Raw genomic sequence first — 19411 nt, forward strand, 5'->3', positions numbered from 1 at the left:
CACGGGGCGAAGGGCGCAAAACGCGCCCTCCACCCTGCCTGATCAGTTGCCAAGGGCGTTGATCTTGTCCAGCACACCGTCGGGCCAGCTCGCGGCGAGCTCGGATCCCGCGTATTGCCCCTGCACATGCTCGCGGAAGGCTTTGAGATCGGGTTCATAGACCGAAAGCCCCTGTTCCTTAAGGAAAGACACCAGATTGGCTTCCTTCTCCAACTGTTTCATCCGGCCGCTTTCTGCGGCCGCTTCGGCGGCAGCCTGAACCGTCGCCTGCTGTTCAGGTGTGAGACCGTCCCAGACCGATTTGGAAAATGCGACGTAGTTCAGATCGACCAAATGCGAGGTCAGGGCGATCTGATTGGTCACTTCGTAGAATTTAGCATCCACAACGGTGGGCAGAGGGTTGTCCTGTCCGTCAACCGATCCGGTCTGCAGCGCGGTGTAGACCTCGGTAAAAGACATCGGTGTCGGGTTTGCCCCGAGGGCCTTACCCAGAAACTGCCAGGCATCCGTGCCCGGCATCCGCAAGTTCACCCCGGCCAGATCGGCGGGGGTCATGACCGTCAGTTCATCCTTGGTCTGGCGCAGGTTCACATGACGGCGGCCCAGATACATGACCGCCAGCAGCTTCACGCCCAGCTCATCCTCGGCCTTTTGCTTGAACGGTTCCATCAGCGGATCGTTGAACACGGCCACCTGATGCGCCGCGTCCTGATGCACATAGCCGGTGGCGAAGATCGAGAATTCGGGGAAGAACTGCGCCAGCTCCTGCGCCGAGGCAATCGACATTTCCAGATCGCCGGACGCAATGGCCTCAAGCTCCGAGGATTGTGCGATCAGTGACCCGTTGTAATGCGGCTCATAGGTGGCGAACTCAGCCACGGCAGGCGCAAAAACTTCGGCGAGCGCGACAGACCGCTGATCGGTTTCCGATGCCGGCGTGGACATGCGCAGCGTGATCTGATCAGCCGCGTAGGCGGGCAATGCCAGTGTCGCGGCGGTGAGCGCCATCAGGGTGCGCCGTGTCAAATTCATCATGTTAAAGTCTCCTCCGTTTTGAATGTGGTTTTGAACCGCTTGCTTTTCCGCAAGGCTGACGCCTTATCGAAAGTCTTCCTGTAATCCCAAGGCGCGCCGACGGGCGCTTTCGATATGTGTGTGAATGGCCGCCACCGCCGCAGGCTCATCACGGGCGCTCAGCGCGGCGCAAATGACCAGATGCTCGTCCAGAACCGGCACCACCAATTCCGGCAGCATCCGCGTGTCGGAATTGCGGATAAGCCTGATTTTTATGGCGTTCACCCGGTGAATGTCCGAGATGATCGGATTGCCCATCGCGTCGATGATCCGGTCGTGAAAGGCCCAGTCGATTTGCTGGGCGCGCTGCAATACGTCCGGTGACACATGGGCGATGGCCTCCTGACGAATGTCGCGGTGCTGTGCCGTCAGCCGGTCGATCTCCTCGGTTGTCGCGGCCTTGCAAAAGACCGCGATGGCTTCCCCTTCGATGATGTGCCGCAGCTGGAACGCGTTGCGCACCAGGTCAAGGTCAATGGACAGAACCTGAAGGCCGCGCTTGGGGACGGTTTTGATCAGCCCGTCCGCCTCCAACCGCGGGATCATCTCGCGAATGGCGCCCAGTGGCATGCCGGTGAGCGCAACCAACTCGCGTTGCGACACGATTTGTCCGGGGCTGATGTCGCGCGCCAGCAGCTTTTGCGTGAAGTTGGAGTAGGCGTGATCCCGCAGGCGCAGGTCGGGCGAGGCACTCATGCGAAAACCTCTCCAGGATAGGCCGTCAGGATCTTTGTGCGGGCGGTGCCGGTCAAAGCTTGCAGGGGTGGGCGGATGTATTCCCAGGCAGTGTTGCTGCTGTTCTGCGCCATTGCCAGTTTCAGGGCGGGGATGACGGGTTCGGAGACGATCAAATCCACCTCCGAGGACAGTTTTTTATCCTCTTTCTGTGTGTCGAACACTGCGCGCACGCGGTCCGGGTAGAGGTTGGCCATCCCGCAGATCGAGCCCGCCGCGCCAAGGGCCGCAGCTTTGTGCAGCAATCGTTCGTCGCCGACCAGAACCGGAATATCGCCGCTGTCAATCAATGCGCGGGTGTTGTCCCAAACGCCAGAGCTGTCCTTGATCGCGATGACCTTGTCCGGGGCGTGTTGGCGCAATCGCATCACCAGATCGCGGGACAGCGGCACATGGGTGATTTGCGGTATGTGATAGAGAATGAACCTGGCACGCGGATCGGCCTCTTCAAACAGACGCAGGTGCCAATCACATAGCGCTTCCTCTGCCACATCCTTGAAGTAGAAGGGCGGCAAAAGCAGGAAATCCGTGATCCCAAGGTCGACGCTTTGCCGGATCTGTCTGACGATATCATCTATGGCGGTGCCACAGAGACCCACCGTCATTCGGGCACTCTCAATGCCGCTTGTGATCGCGGCGGCAATGGTGGCTGACCTTTCCTGCTCTCCGATCGAGGCCCCTTCGCCGGTGGTGCCGAAAAGGGTCACGCCCTGCACCCCCTGCGCCAGCAATTGATTGGCATGCGCGCATAAAAGCGGGGTATCAATGCTGCCGTTTGCCTGAAACGGCGTCAGCAGTGCGGCTGAGATCCCAAAATGCTTGATCGTATCCCCCGTTCTTCGACATATCGTACAGGCCGACTCGTTGGAATTGTTGCTGGCCACACGCTGACTGTCAATCTAACATGTCACAGATCAGTCTAGCACGCCCCAGGGCAAGATGACGAAGGAAGCGACCGGAATGCCGAGGATTATTTGTGCGGGGTTGATCGCGGTAGATCTGGTTTTCGAGGTCGCGCAATACCCTACGGCGGGTACCAAAAACCGTGCATCGACGGCGCATCTGATCCCCGGGGGCGGGGCCATGAATGCCGCCTCTGCGATTGCGGGTCTGGGTGCGGATGTCTGCCTTGCCGGTGCGGTTGGACGGGATGAGTTCGGCACCTTTCTGCGCAAGAAAATGGATGAACGCCAGATAGATAGCACTCATGTGCTGGTCTTGCCGGGGGTGCGCACGCCAAGCTCCACGGTGCTGCTGACACCCAATGGCGATCGGACAATCATCAATCACCGGGATCAGGCTTTCTCCGCCTTTGACATCAATCTGCCGGAGCCTTTTGGTTTTGATGCCGCGCTTGTTGATACCCGGTGGCCGGATGGGGCGTTGCGCATTCTGGAGGCGGCCCAACGGGCAGGCAAGCCGGGTGTCGTTGATGCTGAAGCCCCGGTTAAAATTGCCTCTGAGGCCCTGGGGCTGGCCACGCATATCATCTTCTCAGAACAGGGTTTGACGGATTACATCGGCGCCTGCGATGCGCTGGCGCTCAAGGCGGCGGCCCTGCGTCTGGGCACGTGGTGTGCGGTGACGCGCGGTGCGTCCTCGGTCTTGTGTCACGATGGGCGCATGAAGATCGAAGCGCCCGCCGTGCCCGTCAATGTGCAAAACACGCTGGGAGCCGGGGACGTCTGGCACGGGGCTTTCACGCTGGCTCTGGCGCGGGGGCGACGGGAGATTGATGCGGTCAAATGGGCGAATGCCGCAGCATCCCTCAAGGTCAGCCGACCGGTGCGGTCAGAACATTTTCCGACCGCCGCAGAAACGGATGCAGTGAAAAGGTGAAGCGCGTGGATGGTGCCGCATTATCGCTATTCAGACACAGGCTTTCGCCCTGTTTCTCTAATAGAGAATTTGCAAACCCTAATTTGCAAAGAGACCCGCGAACGTAGTTGCAAACCCCAGAACAATCAGTACCAGACGCAGCAGGGCCGATCCTTTGCCGATCAGCGCGTATGACAGGCATGACAGGCCAAACCCCACGTGCAGAAATGCGGTCAGCGCCCATAACGGCTCCTGTCCGAGCCGAATGAGGCTTGGGTTGGCGATCATACTGAGGGGAATGATGTAGAGGCCGAGGCCAAGGGCCATGGCGGTCACTGCGACGCGCAACCAGTTTTCGCCGATCATGCCGGCCGCGATGAAGACCGCGCCGCAGACCGGGGGCGTGATCGTCGAGAGCAGCGCGAACCAGAAGACGAAGAGATGGGCTTGCAACGGCTCCAGCCCCAGTTCGATCAACGCGGGCCCGGCCACGGAAACGCAGATCACATAGGCCGCGGTTGTGGGGACTTCCATGCCCAGAAGCAGGCAGGCGAGGGCCGTGAGCAGCAGCGCAGGCCAGAGCGCGCCGCCGGAGCCTGACAGGATGACAGAGGTGATCTTGACACCCAAACCCGTGATGCCCAGAACGCCAATGATGATGGAGGCGCAGAGGATGATGGCCGCGATCATCGCAACCTGCTTGCCTGCTGTCAGCATGGCATTGCCCAGTCGCGCAAACCCCTGGGCGACGTTGCGGCGTGGCGTTGCATCGAAAAACAGGGCGGCAATGGCCGCGAAAATCGCGAGAGCCGCGGCATATTGCGGGGTAAAGCCGGAGGCAAACATGGCCAGCAGCAGGACGGAGAAAGGCACCATGAAGAAGGCGGATGTGATCAGAACGGCGCGCCGCGTCGGGCGTTGATCTGCGGGCACCGCCTTGAGTTCAAACCGCTGCGCATAGGCGTTGATGCCCATCCAGACCGCAAGGAAATAGAGGATCGCTGGCAGCAGCGCGGCGAGCATGATCTGTGCGTAAGGCACTCCGGTGAGCTCCACCATGACGAAGGCGCCAGCCCCCATGAGCGGCGGCATGATCTGTCCTCCGGAAGACGCCACAGCCTCCACTGCGGCGGCCAGTCGTTTGGGGTATCCCAGTTTGGTCATGGCAGGCAGCGTGATGGCCCCAGTGGAGGCGACATTGGCTGAGGCGGATCCGGAGATGGAGCCAAAGAGGGCCGAGGACAGCACCGACACCTTGGCCGCGCCGCCCACCAGCCGTCCTGCAGCGGCGGATGCGACATTCATGAAGCCCTGGCCTGCCTCGCCTGCATTCAGCACCGCGCCAAAAATCACGAAGATGGCGACCACGCCAACGGAAACGCCGGTCAGGCTGCCCCAGATGCCGCCTTCGGCAACCACAAGCGTGCCCAGAAAACTGCGCAGCGGCGTGCCGGCATGGCCAAATTCGCCGGGGATGTGTTGCCCGTAGAGCCCATAGAGCAGTGCGGCCAGCGCCACCAGTGGCAGGGGCCAGCCGATCATCCGGCGCGCGCCTTCCATCACGATCAGCAGCAAAACCACCGCCAGCGTGACCTGAAACCCATCCTCAAGAAAACCATATTGGTTGCGCAGCATCTGATGGTTGACGGCGATCCAGATGCACCCGGCAATCCCGATGGCCGCAATCACACTGCCGGTGAAGGTGGAAAAGCGCGTTGTTGCCCCAAAGACAAAAACCCACGGCAGGATCAGCGCCATATGCAGCGGACGCGCCACGAGGTTCGGCACCAGACCGTAAAAAATCAACCCGATATGAAAGACGCAGGTGAGCGCGCCAAGAACGATCCAGCAGTGACGCGCCGTGAGAAATTGCATTGCTGCTCGCCTTTGGACGCCATGCCCCTTGGGCGGGACATGGCGGGTCAGTTACATATGCGCGTCGCTTAAGGTTGCACCGACCTCTTTGTAATAGCGAATTGCACCGGGGTGGATCTGGCTGGTGATGTTGCTGAGCATGTCAACCGACACACCGGCCCACCAGGCGGCGTCACCGGCCATATCAGCCTTGTTTTCCCAATAGGTTTTGGTCAGCAGATAGGCGGTATCCTCGTCCATTTTGGCCGTTGTATAGGCCACCACCGGCAGCGAGGTTGTGGTGATGTCCTGCGACTGCCCCGCGTAGGTACCCGCGGGGATTGTCAGCTGGGTGCGTTTGGTCAGGGCGATCTGATCAGCATCAAGCGACATCACGGTCACACCCGTGGAGGCGGCGGCCTCGATGACATTCGGCGCAGGGTAGGAGCCTGCGGTGACGAACCCGTCGATCTGGCCGTTTTTCAGGGCGTTCACAGCGTTGGACAGTTCGGAATCCGCCAGCGTGACTTTATCCTCCAGACCAAAGAGCCCCAGATATTTCGCGCCCTCCCGCGCGCCAAAGGAACCGCTGCCCAGCAGGATGGTTTTGCCTTCCATATCGGCAAAGCTTTTCACACCGCTGGCCTCGGACATGACAAAATGCATGGTCAGAGAGGGGATCGGGAAAAGCGCCTGGATCTCGCCGAAGGACGGATCGGATTTGCCCTCGAACATCGCCTTGCCGTTCTGCGCCAAGCCGATCAGCGCGGGCGGGGTGGTGAAGACGTAATCGCCCCCGCGCGCCCGCACTTCCATCACGTTCTGAACCGACCCCTGGCTTTCCTCCACAGTGACCGAAACATCGCCGCCCGTGCCGGCTTTCATGGCTTCGGCCAGTTGGACGGCCATCTGGTAATAGGAGGATCCGGCTTTGGCCGATTTATAGGTGACCCGCGTTTCAGCGCTGGCCGCCGTGCCAATTGCAATGGCCGTGGCGGCAATCACGCTGATGGATTTCAGAAATGTCATGTCTCTTCTCCCTGCACTATGGGGGGAACATCCTCTTTCGCACGAAAAAGCGCAAGACTTGATGCGATGGCAGATGGAGCGCGTGTTTTTTGGTGCAGAGCGATGAAATGCGGGTAGGCCAGATCTCCCGACCCGCATCGACAACTTGCTGCCCCTGAAACAGGGACCTCAGTCGTTGGCCTCAGGCGGCAGGAAGTCCACGTCATGGTCAGCCGAGATTTTCACCACTTTCTCCACATCCGTGAGGTCGTGCAATTCCTCGAAAAGGTCTTTCAATTTGCCCATCGGGGAGACCCAGAAGAGCGCGCGACAGGGCTTGTCCGACTTATTGAAATACCCGTGCGGGATGCCGCGCGGCATACGCACAATGTCGCCCTCGCGGGCCTTGCTCCACACGCCGTCGAGCTTCAGATCAAGCTCGCCCTCCTGCACCAGAATGAATTCATCCTGGCCCGGATGAATGTGTACAGGCACGAAATCGCCCGGCGCCGAATTGGTTTCAAAGGCAAAGGTGCTCTCGCATATGGCTTTGGGGTAATAGGTCTGCCCCAGGATATTCCACGTGGTTTCAGCATAGCCCACGCCGTTTTCGGTAATGCCTTTTTCAAGATCTTTCATTTTATCCTCCTTGTTCGAAAATTCAGGCTTGCACCCGGACGCCGCGGGTGTTGTCTCCCGCTGGCGCTCTTCCGTCGTTCTTCCAGTTGAAGGCGGCTTCGCGCCATTTGTCCTGATAGTCGTAATCCGTTTGCAGAGCCAGATTTAAGCGGTTGTAAGAACCAAAGTCGCTGACCAGGTGAACCAGTTGCACGATGCCCTTGTCGGTCAGCCCAACGGTACGCAACCCTTCGATGTCGGCCTCCGTGACATCCGCGCCACTGTGATTGGATTTGAGCGCAAATTCCAGGATCGTGCGTAGGCGTCCCGGGTCGACCACATCGATCCCCTGCGCTGCGAGATCGCGCACATAATCATCCTCCGTGCCTAACCCGTAGTTCAGAATGGTGCAAAAGGCGGCGGTGCAATAGGGGCATTTGTTCGCCTTGGAGACCAGAATGCCCACGTGCTGGATTTCCGGCAAGGACAACTCCCCCATCTGCCACAGCACTTTGGTCGATCCCAGCTTTGCCTTGAGGTATTCGGGGAAATTCATCTCCACATTGAAATGGTTTGGCACATCGCCTTCCATTTCGGTCACCCAAGCGAAGATTTCCTGAATAATAGGGTCGTCGGTTTGATCGGGTGACCAGATTTTGACGCGGGCCATGGTATTCTCCTTTTTGGGGCGTTTTCGGGTATCGGGCGGCGGGTCAGCTCACCTCGTATTGCGGCGTGGAGGCGAGAAAACTGCCGTAGGCCGCCGCATTTGGATATGAGAATTGCTCCGCCAGCGGGTTGGCGCGCTTTCTCCGCGTGGCGCCCATGTCGGCCAGCAACTCATCGAAATGTTTGAAATGGAAAGGCGCCGAACACAGACCGCCATAGATCCGGGCCGCCGGTCGCTCGGTGCGCTTCCAATTCAGCATCATGTCGATGTTCTCATTCATCTCCTGCGGCGTAGGCTGCCGCGCCAATTGCCCATCAGCATAGCGCACAAGCCAATTGGCGATCATTTCCGCCGAGAGCACGGTGCAAAAACTGGAATTGAACCCGACAAAACCCATGTCCGGCAAATCGGGGTTCACGGCGAGGCGGTAGACCCGGTACTGACCATCCGCTTCGATCAGCTTATCCTGATACGCCTGCGGCAGATAGGGCACACCGAGTTTCCAGCCAACGGCCAGAATAGCGATGTCGCAGGGCACCACCTCGCCGGTGCTGAGCCTAAGACCGGCGTCCTCGTAGCTTTCAAAGGTGCCGATGGTGGGCACGATGGTCCCCGCGTTCAGACACTCAAACAGTCCCGGTGTTACAATCGGCACAGAGCAGGACACCTCTTTCTCAATCGGGGTCTTGGGGACCATATTGTGCTTTTTCAGCCCCAGTTGCAGTTTCAGCAGCGTCTCCAGCCCGCGAAAATTGGCCCAGACCAGCGGTTTGAGAGCCGCGGCAATCACCCGTTGCAGCGGGCTCTTGCCCCACTGATTGAATTGCTGTTCCTGCGCGCGCATGTAGAGCAGGTTCTTGAAATTGATCCCGCCGACGTAATAGGGCACCCGCCAGACGTTCTCCAGATACACCAGCCGGACGGATTTCGCGCCGCTGTTGACGGCATTGACCGCAATATCCGTGGCGGATTTCGACCCGCCCAGCACAACCACATCCTTGCCCGCGACCAGCGCCGGGTCGGTGTATTCGGAGGAATGCAGCACCTGACCGCCGCGGGCGACAAAGGCGTCCTGCCCGGGGTGGGTGATGATGTTCTTTTCCGAAAACTGGCCGGTGCAGACGGATACGAAGTCAAAATCCTCGGTCCATGTCTTGCCAGCGGCCTCGATGGTCAGCGTCCAACCGGGCTCTCCGTCCGCCCGTCGCGCCATGGTATGGATGCGGGTGTTCAGCCGAAACAATCGGGCGATCTTATGTTTGGCGGCATAGGAATGCAGATAAGCGTGCACCTGCGGTCCCTTTGGCCATTCCGGATAGCTTTCAGGCATGGGATGATCGGTGTAGCAATAAAGATCCTTTGGCGATTGGGTTTGCACGTCCGGGTAGGACCGTGACACTTCCCAGACCCCGCCAAAATCGTGGCTGCGTTCGAACCCGACGACGCGGTGGCCTTGTGCGTCAAATGCCTTGGCTGCGGCCAAACCACTGACCCCGCCGCCAATCACGGCGACCTTCTTCCTGACGGGCATCATCTGACCACCCCCTTCACGCAGCGTCCGGGGGCGGCAGGAAATCCACCTCATGCAAGGCCGACAATCGCACCAGTTCGCTGGGATCCGTCACGCCGTCGAGTTGGATGAAGAGGTCAAAGAGCTTGCGCGCTGGGGCGACGCCAAACACGCATTTCGCCTCTGCGCCGGAGCGGTTGAAGATACCATGCGCCACCCCTTTGGGCATACGCACGGTATCGCCCGGCCCGGCAGTATGAAGATCACCGAGGAATTCGATTTCGAGCGCGCCTTCCAAAACGACAATCCATTCGTCCTGCGTCGAGTGAATATGCGGCGGCACAAATGTGTCGGCAGGCAGCGTCGCGTGCCAGACAAATGCATCATGGCTGAGCAGTTTGGGCACATAGGTTTGCCCCACAACATTCCATTTATGTCCCTCAAGCCCCTCGGCGACCTTGGTCACACCTTTGTCCATCACCCGAATCTCCCCGTCCTTGGATTATCCGGGTAGTTTGCGTCGAAATGCGCGATTCGATTGTCCAAAAAACGAACCTTTGTTGGGTGGAGATGCTTTAGGCTTGAAATAAATCGGCGTCTCTCTAGGCTGCGAACCTTAATGCGAGGGACCATGACAGACACCGCACAGACGGCTGGGCAGGAGTATTTGCCCAACCACCCGCTCATGCGGACCGGCGATCTGGAGGAGGCGCGTCACCGGGTGGCGCAGAAGTTCTGCGATCACCGGCTGGAGGTGGCACAGCCCCGTAACGCGTCCCTGAATGTGCATCACAACCACGCGGCAGGCCGTCACGTATCGATCAACTATCTACAATACGGCGCGGATGTGACCATTGATCCGGGCATGTTGGGGTCGTTTTACCTTCTGCAGATTCCGCTGTCAGGGCGGGCACGGGTCCGTCACCGTGGATCGGAGGTTTGTGCCACGCGTAACACCGCAACGATCCTCAACCCGGATCGTGAAACCCACATGGATTGGCGCGCTGATTGCCGAAAGTTGATTTTGCAGATCGACAAGCAGCACTTGACGGAGGTCGCGCGCGGGCTTGTTGGCACAGCTTTGCCGGGACCGATCCGCTTTGATGCGGAGGTCGATCTGACAAAACCGGGTGGGGCGCAGCTCAAGCACATGCTCTTGTCCTGCGCCCGGGCCGTCGAACACGGGCAACTGCTTGCAAATGGCATCGGCGGCGTGGAAATGCGCGTGGAATATGACCTGGCACTTGCGCTCCTGACGCTCCAGCGCAGCAACATTTCGCATATTATCGAGCGCTCAGACGGGCGGGCGATGCCAAAAGGGATCCGGGCTGCGGTGGAATTTATTCACGCCAATCTGGCCGAGCCGGTCACGTTGAACGACATCGCGCAAAACGCGGGCATGAATGTGCGAACGCTGCAAAAAGGGTTCCAACGGGTTTTGGGGCAGACCCCGATGCGGGTGTTGAAAAACGCGCGATTGGATGCGGCGCATTACCAACTGACCGTTCAGCGCGACAGGCCCAGCGTTATGAGTGTCGCGTTTGCCAATGGGTTTTCTCATCTGGGTCGTTTTTCGGCCGACTACAAATCCCGTTTTGGTGTTTCACCCAGCCAGATGAATTGATTTTCCTGAATTGGCGGTTTGGTCGTTTTGACTGGGTCCGGCGTCGGTCCGTGCATCAAGCTGAGTGCTTCAATTGCGGTCACCACGCTGCCGCGCGGATGTCGGTTTTGTGAACCTCACAGGGTTTCAAAGTAAAATAAAATCAAAGCCTTGCGTGTAATTTTCACCTGCCCACCGCGCGGTTTCCAAAGGAATCTGCGGCGCGTTAACGAGTTTTGAAGGGAGCTTCCTTATTTTGAGGCTTGGGGGACATTCGGACGGCTCGAATGTTTGTTGGTAACACTGTGGGTGATGTAAAAATGAGATTTTTGCTGTTTAAACTGTACGCTTTGATGTTCGTGCTGGTTGGATGTGGAGAATATGTGCCACACGATCAGTCTCCTCGCATTCTGGCGATGGGCGATTCCATGATGGCCTGGCATGCAGGCAATGATCGCGGCATTTCGGACAACATCGAGCAAATCCTGAACGAACCGGTCATTGACCGCTCCGTCGTTGGTGCACGGGTGCTCTACCACCTGCCAATTACGGGTGCGATGGGTCTCAGCATTTCCAAGCAATACGCACCTGGGAATTGGGACTGGGTCGTTCTTAACGGTGGCGGCAATGACCTTTGGCTTGGTTGTGGATGCTCACGCTGCGACAGCAAGATGAACCGCATGATCAGCGCAGACGGCAGCAGCGGTGAAATTGCCCGCATGGTCAAAAAAATGCGGCAAACCGGCGCGCAAGTGATTTATGTGGGCTATCTGCGCAGCCCAGGTGTGGGCTCGATCATCGAGCATTGCCGTGAAGAGGGAAATGAGTTGGAAAGCCGGATTGCCCGGATGGCCAAGGCGGACCCTGGCGTGCACTTTGTATCGCTGCGGGATCTCGTGCCCTACGGTGACCGGTCGTACCATTCGGGGGATCGGATTCACCCCTCTCAGAAGGCAAGCCGTGCAATTGCGATGCGTGTCGCGAATATCATCGCGCGATAAGCTCAGGCGCTACAGAATTCCGTTTCGGGGCAGGGCGACTTGCCCCATCTGTGCCAGGGTCAGACTGATCTCTTCGGTGATGAGCTGCCAATACTGTGCCAAACCCGCTTCGCCACCTGCTGCAATGGCAAATTGCAAAGCGCGCCCGAAAAATACAAAGCTGGCGCCCATCGCATAGGCTTTCACGACATCCTCGCCAGAGCGCAGACCGGTATCGTAAAACAACGGGTAATCTGCGCCCAACGCGGCGCGAATGCGGGCCAAAGCGAGGATCGGCGGGGGGGCTGCATCTAACTGACGCCCCCCGTGGCTGGACACTTGGATGGCATCGACCCCTTCGGCTTTCAAACGCTTGGCGTCTTCAACATCGGTCACGCCTTTGGCCACGAGATTGCCATCCCAACTGTCACGTAACTGCTTGAGAAAATCCCAATCCGCCAGTGCACGGCTTTCTGTGCGGTCAAAGTCAAAGCCGTCTTTCTTGAAATTTGCCAGATCCGGTGCGCCCGCCAGCAGGCTTGAAATGGACCACCGCGGATGCAGCGCAAAGTCAACGAACTGCATCGGACCAATCCGGAATGGCATCTTGAACCCGCGGCGTAGCTCGCGCGGGCGACGTCCGACCTCGGGCACGTCCAGGGTCATGACCAGCGTGCGGTAACCCGCAGCCTTGGCGCGCTCCACCAGTTTCTTTGTGCCGCTGCCATCACCGCTGAAATAGAGCTGGAACCACGCGTGTCCGTTGGCTTCCTCTATGATCTCCTCCATGGTGGTCGACGCCACGGTCGACACGCCATGCGGGACCTGGTGTTTTGCGGCCATCCGCGCCAGCATCAGATCGGCACCGGGGCCTGACAGATTGCACATGCCCATCGGGCTGATCCCGAAAGGGACGTGCCCGGCATGATCGAAGACCGGCACTGTCAAATCGCGATCTTTGACATTGACCAATACCCGTGGCTGCAATTCGATCTCGCGCAAGGCCGCCAGGTTGCGCGCTTCTGCAACGCCTTCGCCGGCGGCCCCGTCGATATAATCGAAGACCATCCATGGCAGACGCCGACGCGCGAGGCGCCGGGCGTCGCTGTAGGAATGGATGGCCTTTGCGCCCAAAACCTCAGGCCTGAACGGACTTCATGAAGCGGTCGCGGATCACGACGGGGTCCATCGTGATAACCGGCAACTTGATGTTGCCGCTCTCACATTTGCTGACAATCACGGTCATCTTTTTACTGTCGATGGCCGCTTGCAAGGCTTTACCAGTGTCTTTCGCGTCGCAGGTCACGACATTCTCGCAGCCACAGGCTGAAGCGACGTTCTCCAGCTTGGTTTTCTTGCCCGCATAGGTGGGCTGGTCTCCCGTGGATCCATAGCTACCATTGTCGATGATCAGCAGGATGTAGTTGTCGGCCACGTTATTCGCGATCGTCGGCAGGGTGCCGAGGTTGGTCAGAACGGAGCCGTCCCCATCGATGGAAATGACGGTTTTGTCTTGTGCCAGAGCCACGCCCAGACCGATGGAGGAGGACAAACCCATGGTGCCGAGCATATAAAAATTCGTCGGCTGATCGTCGATCATATGCAGCTCTTGGCTGGGCAGGCCGATGTTACAGACAACAAGGTGGTCACGCAGGATTGGCGCGATATCGCGCAGGATTTCAGAACGGATCATTGGTCGCCGTAGCCTCCCCAGAAAGACGCATCCGTCAGGATCGCCACAGGTTTGTTGCACATAAAGGTGTATTTCAGAATCGCGTCCAACTCCTCCGCATCCGACTCCTTGTGGAAGTGGTAGGTGGGGATCAGCATCTGTTGCAGCAGCGCCTTGGTGTGAACGGCCATTTCCACCTGACAAGCCACAGGTTCGCGCAGCTCCCCCCGGTATGAGATCAGCATCGGCAACGGCATGCGATAGAATTGGGTCAGGGTCGCCAGCGTGTTGATGGTCACGCCGATGGCAGTATTCTGCATGATAATAGCAGGCCGCTTGCCTCCCATGAATGCCCCGGCGCAGAGCCCCATGCCCTCGTCTTCCTTGTTGGAGGGGATATGATAAATCTCCTCGCGCGCCTCGATTTCATCGATGACGCCGGCCAGCTGTTTGCATGGCACGGTGGTGACAAATTCGATGCCATTGGCAACGAAGTCATCCACGATTCTGGTATTGATGGACACCTAGGCACTCCTTGTGGTGAAAGTATTATAATTCAGTATTTTACAGGCTATATTTAACGCATCACATAAACCGAGCATGGCGCGTGACGCACGACCCGGGATGACGTCGAGCCTAGGAAGTAGTCGCTCAGACCAGGCTTGTGGGAGCCCATGATGATGCAATCCGCATCGATTTCTGTGGCATAATCGACGATAGCGCGACCCGGGTGCCCTTGCAGAATAACGGCATCCACATCGCCCGCTTCGGCGACTTTTTCTTCCAGCTTGGTTTTTGCGGTCTGAAAAGCGTTTTTAACAGCGTCTTCAGGCAAATAGGCATTCGCCATGCCGGGTGGGGTTTCATAAACGTGAACCGCGATGATCTCGCCATCTTCACCGCGCAGGTGGCGCGCCATGGCCAGCGCTTCTGCGCTGATACCGTGATCCAGAGCGAGTGAAACGATGATTTTCTTGTGCATTTCAGGTCCTTTCCTATCTGCGCGGCCCCGGCTGATCTGGCCTAGGGTCCGGCGGTCGTGTGATCCGGTGTGAGAATAATTTTGGGCGCGGCCACCAGGCCTGCCCGAATGTCCTTGAAGGCGCGGTGGCCTTCGGCAAGCGGGCGTTCTTCCACCCAATCGAGAGCCCCGAGACTGCCGTCAAAGATGGCCGCTGCCGTCGCCTCGAAATCTGCGGCGGTATAGGTGTAGGTGCCGATGAAGGTGATCTCCTGCAGCGTCATGCGCCGGACATCCAACCCGCCGGTGGCTTCGCCCAGACCGATATGCGCGATCACGCCGCCCGCGCGCGCCAAAGCGCTGCAGGCTTCCCGCGTCGCGGCATAGCCCACGCCATCGATCACCATGTCGACGGTGCCATCTGCGGGCATGCCATCGCCCCCCGGGGCGCAGGTGTCAAACCCGGCAACATCGGCAAGCCGTTCACGCCGCACCGCATTGGGCTCGATGACCGTGATGTCGCGCGCGCCCTGTGCATAAAGCGATAACGCGGCACCAACGCCAATGGCACCGCCCCCGATGACGGCACAGCGCATGCCCGACAGATCCCCCCCTAGAACGGCACGGCCCAGCCGTACCGCGTGCCAGCCGCAGGCAATGGGTTCTGCAAGCGCGGCCTGAGACAGGGTCACGTGATCGGGCACCGCGACCAGATTGCGCAGTGGCATCGCGACATAATCCGCAAAGGCGCCTTCGCGCGGCATCATCGAAATGATCTGGCGATTGGGGCAGAGGTTTTCGCGCGACGTCCTGCAGAAGTTACAGGTCTGGCAGGCCACCAGCGGGTTAATGGTCACGCGGCGCCCGTCCTCAGGACCGCCCGCGATCACACCTGCGGCCTCGTGACCAAGCGTCAGCGGCGTGGGGCGGCGTGCGTCATGTCCCAGATAAGCATGCATATCGGAGCCGCAGATGCCGGAGGACATGATGCGCACCAGCGCCTCGCCATCCTGTGGTTCAGGCATCGGGCGGTCCATGTAGGTCAGGACCTCGACGTCGGTGTAGATCAATGCCTTCATTTGGCGGTGAAGCCTCCATCCACAAACAGGGTTTGCCCGGTCACATAGGCCGAGGCGTCAGAGCAGAAGAACATCAGTGGACCATCCAGATCGACAGGCTCGCCATTGCGGCCAATACAGGTCTGATCGGCATTGCGTTGCGCCAGCACCGGATCGGCAAAAACCGGCCCCGTCAGCTCGGTGCGGAAAAACCCCGGCGCAAGTGCGTTGGCGGTAATGCCATCCCGTGACCAGGCCTCGGCCATGGCGCGTGTCATCTGCTCAACACCCCCCTTGGAGGCACCGTAGCTGATGCCGCCGGGAAAAGCACGACGCGACTGGAGCGAGGCAAAGTTGACGATCCGACCCCATCCGTTTTTCTTCATCGCGTGCACCATGGTCTGCGCCAGAAAGAACGGGGCCGCGAGGTTGAGGTTCAGCGTCACATCCCAGCCTGCATCGGTCACATCATCCGCGCTTTGACGGGTATTGATCCCGGCGGCATTGATCAGAATATCGATGGCCCCGAAGGGTTGCGCCGCGTCGCGTGCGATGTCCTGCAAACTGTTGCGATCCGAGAGGTCCGCTGTCAGGCTCGCCGTCTCGCCGGGCGTGTTTTCGCGCCAGGCCGCGAGGGCGTCAGCGCGCCGCGCCAGCCCGATGACGCGCGCCCCGGCACCGGCCAGCAGGCTTGCGGCCTGCCTGCCAAGGCCACTGCTGGCCCCGGTCACGCAAACGGTTTTACCCGTCACATCAAAGAGCTGGTTCATGTCACGTCAATCATTGGCGGAAAGGTCAAAGTTCTCTTTCGGGAAGTACTTGTGCAGCCGCGCATCTGCTGAGCGTGCGTGACCTTCCATGCCCTCAAGACGGGAGATGCGCGCGGTGGCCTCGGCAATCGGTTTCGACCCCTCGCGCGTTGCGCGCTGCCAAGTGACGATTTTCATGTATTTATGCACCGACAGACCGCCGGTATATTTCGCCGATTGCGAGGTGGGCAGCACATGATTGGTGCCGGATGCCTTATCGCCGAAGGCCACAGTGGTTTCTTCGCCCAAAAACAGCGAGCCGTAGCACTGCAGCCGCTCCAGCCACCAGGGCAGATCCGCGGCCTGCACGGTCAGGTGCTCGGGGGCATAGTCGTCTGAGCAGGCGGCCATTTCTTCGCGGTCCGCGCAAACAATGACTTCGGCATAGTCGCGCCAGGCGGCTTCGGCATTGGCGCGGTTCAGTTCCGGCAAATCTGCGATCAGCCCCGGTACGATTTCCATCACTTTTTCAGCCAGCGCGCGGCTGTCCGTCACCAACCAGACTGGCGAATTATAGCCATGCTCCGCTTGACCTACGAGGTCCGTGGCCGCGATGAAGGGATCGGCGTCCTTGTCGGCGAGGATCAGGCTGTCGGTGGGTCCTGCAATCATGTCGATGCCGACGCGGCCAAAGAGGATGCGCTTGGCCTCGGCCACAAATTGGTTGCCGGGCCCCACAAGAATATCCGCCTTGGGCAGGCCAAAGAGGCCAAAGGTCATGGCCGCAACGCCCTGCACGCCGCCCATCGACAGGATATTATCCGCCCCGCAGAGATTGGCAGCATAAATAATGGCAGGGTTGATCCCGACGCCGGGGCGGGGCGGTGAGCAGGCGGTGATGTGCTGGCATCCGGCCACCTTGGCGGTGGTCACAGTCATGATGGCGCTGGCGATGTGGCTGTAGCGTCCCCCCGGCACATAGCATCCCGCAGCGCGACAGGGGATCGCTTTTTGCCCCGCGATCAAGCCTGGAACCACTTCAAGCTCTACGTCGCTCATGGTCGATTTCTGGGTCTCGGCAAACCTGCGCACATTGTCATGGGCAAAGGCGATATCGTCTTTGAGCTTTTGCGACACCAAGACCGAGGCGGCTGCGATTTCCTCCTCGTTGAGGATAATACTGCCTTGGTAATTATCGAATTTTTCAGCGTATTTCAGTGCTGCGGCATCGCCGCCCGCCTCAATGTCGTTGAGGATGTTTTGCACGGTTTCACGCACGTCACCGGCGTCTGTCATCGCCGTTTTGGCAGCTTTTTTGAGGTACTCACGAGCCATTGAAGAGGTTCCTATTCATAGATGTCGTCTAGAAGAAGTGGTGAAACAGTCGTTACATCGGCAATCATCAGCACAGTCAGTGATAAGAAGATTACAAACGGGACGGCCCGGCTGGCAATCTTCAGAAGCGATGTGTCTGTAAGACCAGTTATCACAAAGCGGTTCAGGCCAAGCGGCGGTACGATTGTGCCCGCACCCAATCCGGTGACCTTCTTGATGCGGAACTGGAAATCGGTCATGCGGACCTCATTTGCAGAAGGTTTCAAGATCGGTCCGCAGGTCAGGCACGAATTGCACCTGGCAAAAAGCACCCGTTCCAGAAATCGCCCGCAGCAGCCTTTGCAAAACACCGAAACAAGGCAACCGGTGTGGCCAAAATTGGCAGTCTGTGTTGTGCATTGTCATTCCCTATCAGGTTTGGAAACTGACCACGGATTCGATTCAAAAAAGGGGGTCGTTAAAGCCGTGTAAGCGCTTACATTGATTCTTGCAAGCGCTTACGATCCGCGGGGATTGCCATGCAAAAACTGGCCTTAAAGAAAGCACGAGCCTTTGAGCCAAAGGGGCGATATATTTCGCAGATGAATAAGAGCACCGCTCCAACTCTCGAAGATGTCGCGCGCATGGCGGGCGTTTCCACCGCGAGTATTTCGCGGGCGCTCAACGATCCTGACAAGGTTTCAAAACCCACGCGCGAAAAGATTGAAGCGGCAATTGATGCGCTGGGCTACACACCGCATTTTGGCGGGCGGGTATTGGCGCTCAGCCGCACGAACACCGTGGGCGCGATCATCCCCAGCATGGCCAATGCGATGTTTGCCAGCGGCGTACAGGCGTTCCAGGAGGTGCTTTCGGAGGCTGGTGTCAATCTGCTGGTGGCGAGCACCGGTTATGACCCCGAACATGAGTTGCGCCAGATCAAGGCGCTGGTCGGGCATGGTGCTGATGGCTTGCTCCTGATCGGCAGCGCGCGTCCGCAGGCGACGCAGGATTTTCTGAAAAAACGCGGCGTGCCGCATGTGCTGTCGTGGTGTTTCAGGCAGGATCCGGGGCGCACTTTTGTCGGCTTTGATAACCGGCAGGCCGCCTATGATGCGACATCCCGGATATTAGCGGAAGGGCACAGGCGCATTGCGATGATCTGTGGCCTGCGCCAAGGCAACGACCGGGCGCAGGATCGGTACGACGGTGTTCAGGCGGCGATCGCGGATTTCGGGCAGGGGGCCCAGTTACTGCAGGTGATGGAAGCAAAATACCGCATTGAATATGGTGCCGAAGCATTCGCGGAAATCATGCGCACCAACCCCGCGCCCACAGCGATCATATGCGGGAATGACGTGCTGGCCGCGGGTGCGTTGATGCGTGCGCGCGATCTGAGCGTCGATGTACCCGGCCGCGTTTCGCTGGTGGGGTTCGATGATATAGGGCTGGCGTCCGTGGTGACGCCGCCGCTTGCGACGGTCCGTGTGCCCCAAATCGAAATGGGCCGCGTGGCGGCCCGCGTGTTATTGGATCGTCTCAGCGGCGCGCCCGAGGTTGATAGCGTGGAACTGAACACGGAGTTCATTCACCGCGGCTCTCTGGCTCCGCCCCCCGTCTGAGGCTGCGCCGTGCCTTGGCTTTTGCTTGACAACGCGGCCTATGACCGTTCTCTGAGACGGGCGGAATGAACATGTGAGGAGATCATTGTTATGATGAGAACGCGAGCTGCGGTTGCGGTTGCTGCGGGGGAGCCTTTGCAGGTGATGGAGGTGAACCTTGAAGGG

At 59.1% G+C, this 19411-nt stretch carries 21 protein-coding genes; 4 read left to right on the forward strand and 17 right to left on the reverse strand.

The window, feature by feature from the left end; genetic code table 11:
* Positions 1 to 42 precede the first annotated feature (42 nt).
* From dctP to Q1A20_RS17895, 3 genes are all read right to left on the reverse strand, one after another.
* On the reverse strand, positions 43 to 1032 hold the full coding sequence (gene dctP, locus Q1A20_RS17885) for a TRAP transporter substrate-binding protein DctP (protein ID WP_298972635.1): 990 nt from the start codon (positions 1030 to 1032) through the stop codon (positions 43 to 45).
* Positions 1033 to 1098: 66 nt separating this feature from the next.
* Positions 1099 to 1770: a GntR family transcriptional regulator gene (locus Q1A20_RS17890; protein WP_299405883.1), complete on the reverse strand. Its 672-nt coding sequence runs from the start codon at positions 1768 to 1770 to the stop codon at positions 1099 to 1101.
* A complete protein-coding gene (locus Q1A20_RS17895) occupies positions 1767 to 2693 on the reverse strand; it encodes a dihydrodipicolinate synthase family protein (RefSeq protein ID WP_299405880.1) in 927 nt (308 codons plus the stop codon). The genes Q1A20_RS17890 and Q1A20_RS17895 overlap by 4 nt, the downstream gene beginning before the upstream one ends.
* A gap of 76 nt (positions 2694 to 2769) precedes the next feature.
* On the opposite strand from Q1A20_RS17895, the gene Q1A20_RS17900 reads away from it, so the two are divergent.
* Positions 2770 to 3648, forward strand: coding sequence for a carbohydrate kinase family protein (locus tag Q1A20_RS17900; RefSeq protein WP_299405878.1), 879 nt, complete (start codon positions 2770 to 2772; stop codon positions 3646 to 3648).
* Between the two features lie 78 nt (positions 3649 to 3726).
* On the opposite strand, the gene Q1A20_RS17905 is transcribed toward Q1A20_RS17900, so the two are convergent.
* The 6 genes from Q1A20_RS17905 to Q1A20_RS17930 all read right to left on the reverse strand — a co-directional run bounded on the left by Q1A20_RS17905 (position 3727) and on the right by Q1A20_RS17930 (position 9765).
* Positions 3727 to 5502 carry a TRAP transporter fused permease subunit gene (locus Q1A20_RS17905; protein ID WP_299405875.1) on the reverse strand — a complete coding sequence of 592 codons (1776 nt, stop codon included), beginning with the start codon at positions 5500 to 5502 and terminating at the stop codon, positions 3727 to 3729.
* A gap of 51 nt (positions 5503 to 5553) precedes the next feature.
* Entirely contained in the window at positions 5554 to 6510 is a 957-nt protein-coding gene (locus Q1A20_RS17910; RefSeq protein WP_299917936.1) for a TAXI family TRAP transporter solute-binding subunit, read from the reverse strand.
* Positions 6511 to 6678: 168 nt separating this feature from the next.
* On the reverse strand, positions 6679 to 7128 hold the full coding sequence (locus tag Q1A20_RS17915; RefSeq protein ID WP_298972564.1) for a cupin domain-containing protein: 450 nt from the start codon (positions 7126 to 7128) through the stop codon (positions 6679 to 6681).
* A gap of 22 nt (positions 7129 to 7150) precedes the next feature.
* Positions 7151 to 7777: a hypothetical protein gene (locus tag Q1A20_RS17920; RefSeq protein ID WP_299917938.1), complete on the reverse strand. Its 627-nt coding sequence runs from the start codon at positions 7775 to 7777 to the stop codon at positions 7151 to 7153.
* Between the two features lie 43 nt (positions 7778 to 7820).
* Positions 7821 to 9308 (reverse strand): NAD(P)/FAD-dependent oxidoreductase, encoded by a 1488-nt coding sequence (locus tag Q1A20_RS17925; protein WP_299917963.1) that lies wholly within the window; start codon positions 9306 to 9308, stop codon positions 7821 to 7823.
* A gap of 16 nt (positions 9309 to 9324) precedes the next feature.
* Positions 9325 to 9765, reverse strand: a complete 441-nt coding sequence (locus Q1A20_RS17930) for a cupin domain-containing protein (protein WP_299917940.1) — start codon at positions 9763 to 9765, stop codon at positions 9325 to 9327.
* A gap of 153 nt (positions 9766 to 9918) precedes the next feature.
* On the opposite strand from Q1A20_RS17930, the gene Q1A20_RS17935 reads away from it, so the two are divergent.
* Both Q1A20_RS17935 and Q1A20_RS17940 read left to right on the forward strand, forming a co-directional pair.
* Complete coding sequence (locus Q1A20_RS17935; protein WP_299405865.1) at positions 9919 to 10911, forward strand: AraC family transcriptional regulator; 993 nt, start codon at positions 9919 to 9921, stop codon at positions 10909 to 10911.
* 362 nt (positions 10912 to 11273) lie between these two features.
* Positions 11274 to 11891: an SGNH/GDSL hydrolase family protein gene (locus tag Q1A20_RS17940; RefSeq protein WP_299917942.1), complete on the forward strand. Its 618-nt coding sequence runs from the start codon at positions 11274 to 11276 to the stop codon at positions 11889 to 11891.
* Positions 11892 to 11900: 9 nt separating this feature from the next.
* Here the strand turns inward: Q1A20_RS17940 and Q1A20_RS17945 are convergent, their stop codons facing one another.
* From Q1A20_RS17945 to Q1A20_RS17980, 8 genes are read right to left on the reverse strand one after another with little or no spacing between them, the layout of a single operon-like run.
* Entirely contained in the window at positions 11901 to 13004 is a 1104-nt protein-coding gene (locus tag Q1A20_RS17945; protein ID WP_299917944.1) for an alpha-hydroxy acid oxidase, read from the reverse strand.
* A gap of 4 nt (positions 13005 to 13008) precedes the next feature.
* Complete coding sequence (gene comE, locus Q1A20_RS17950) at positions 13009 to 13563, reverse strand: sulfopyruvate decarboxylase subunit beta (protein WP_298972580.1); 555 nt, start codon at positions 13561 to 13563, stop codon at positions 13009 to 13011.
* The gene (gene comD, locus Q1A20_RS17955) at positions 13560 to 14066 is read right to left on the reverse strand and encodes a sulfopyruvate decarboxylase subunit alpha (RefSeq protein ID WP_298972582.1); all 507 of its coding nucleotides are present in this window, start codon (positions 14064 to 14066) and stop codon (positions 13560 to 13562) included. The genes comE and comD overlap by 4 nt, the downstream gene beginning before the upstream one ends.
* Positions 14067 to 14119: 53 nt before the next feature.
* Positions 14120 to 14524, reverse strand: a complete 405-nt coding sequence (locus Q1A20_RS17960) for a universal stress protein (RefSeq protein ID WP_298972584.1) — start codon at positions 14522 to 14524, stop codon at positions 14120 to 14122.
* A gap of 41 nt (positions 14525 to 14565) precedes the next feature.
* On the reverse strand, positions 14566 to 15582 hold the full coding sequence (locus Q1A20_RS17965; protein WP_299917947.1) for an alcohol dehydrogenase catalytic domain-containing protein: 1017 nt from the start codon (positions 15580 to 15582) through the stop codon (positions 14566 to 14568).
* The gene (locus tag Q1A20_RS17970) at positions 15579 to 16331 is read right to left on the reverse strand and encodes an SDR family oxidoreductase (protein ID WP_299917949.1); all 753 of its coding nucleotides are present in this window, start codon (positions 16329 to 16331) and stop codon (positions 15579 to 15581) included. The genes Q1A20_RS17965 and Q1A20_RS17970 overlap by 4 nt, the downstream gene beginning before the upstream one ends.
* A gap of 6 nt (positions 16332 to 16337) precedes the next feature.
* Positions 16338 to 17645: a histidinol dehydrogenase gene (gene hisD, locus Q1A20_RS17975; protein WP_298972590.1), complete on the reverse strand. Its 1308-nt coding sequence runs from the start codon at positions 17643 to 17645 to the stop codon at positions 16338 to 16340.
* Positions 17646 to 17656: 11 nt separating this feature from the next.
* Positions 17657 to 17995, reverse strand: a complete 339-nt coding sequence (locus Q1A20_RS17980; protein WP_367180925.1) for a TRAP transporter large permease subunit — start codon at positions 17993 to 17995, stop codon at positions 17657 to 17659.
* A 231-nt stretch (positions 17996 to 18226) separates the two neighbouring features.
* On the opposite strand from Q1A20_RS17980, the gene Q1A20_RS17985 reads away from it, so the two are divergent.
* Positions 18227 to 19246 (forward strand): LacI family DNA-binding transcriptional regulator, encoded by a 1020-nt coding sequence (locus Q1A20_RS17985; protein WP_299405845.1) that lies wholly within the window; start codon positions 18227 to 18229, stop codon positions 19244 to 19246.
* The last annotated feature ends 165 nt before the right edge of the window (positions 19247 to 19411 follow it).

It is taken from the genome of uncultured Roseobacter sp. (assembly GCF_947501835.1).
Taxonomy (GTDB): domain Bacteria; phylum Pseudomonadota; class Alphaproteobacteria; order Rhodobacterales; family Rhodobacteraceae; genus Roseobacter.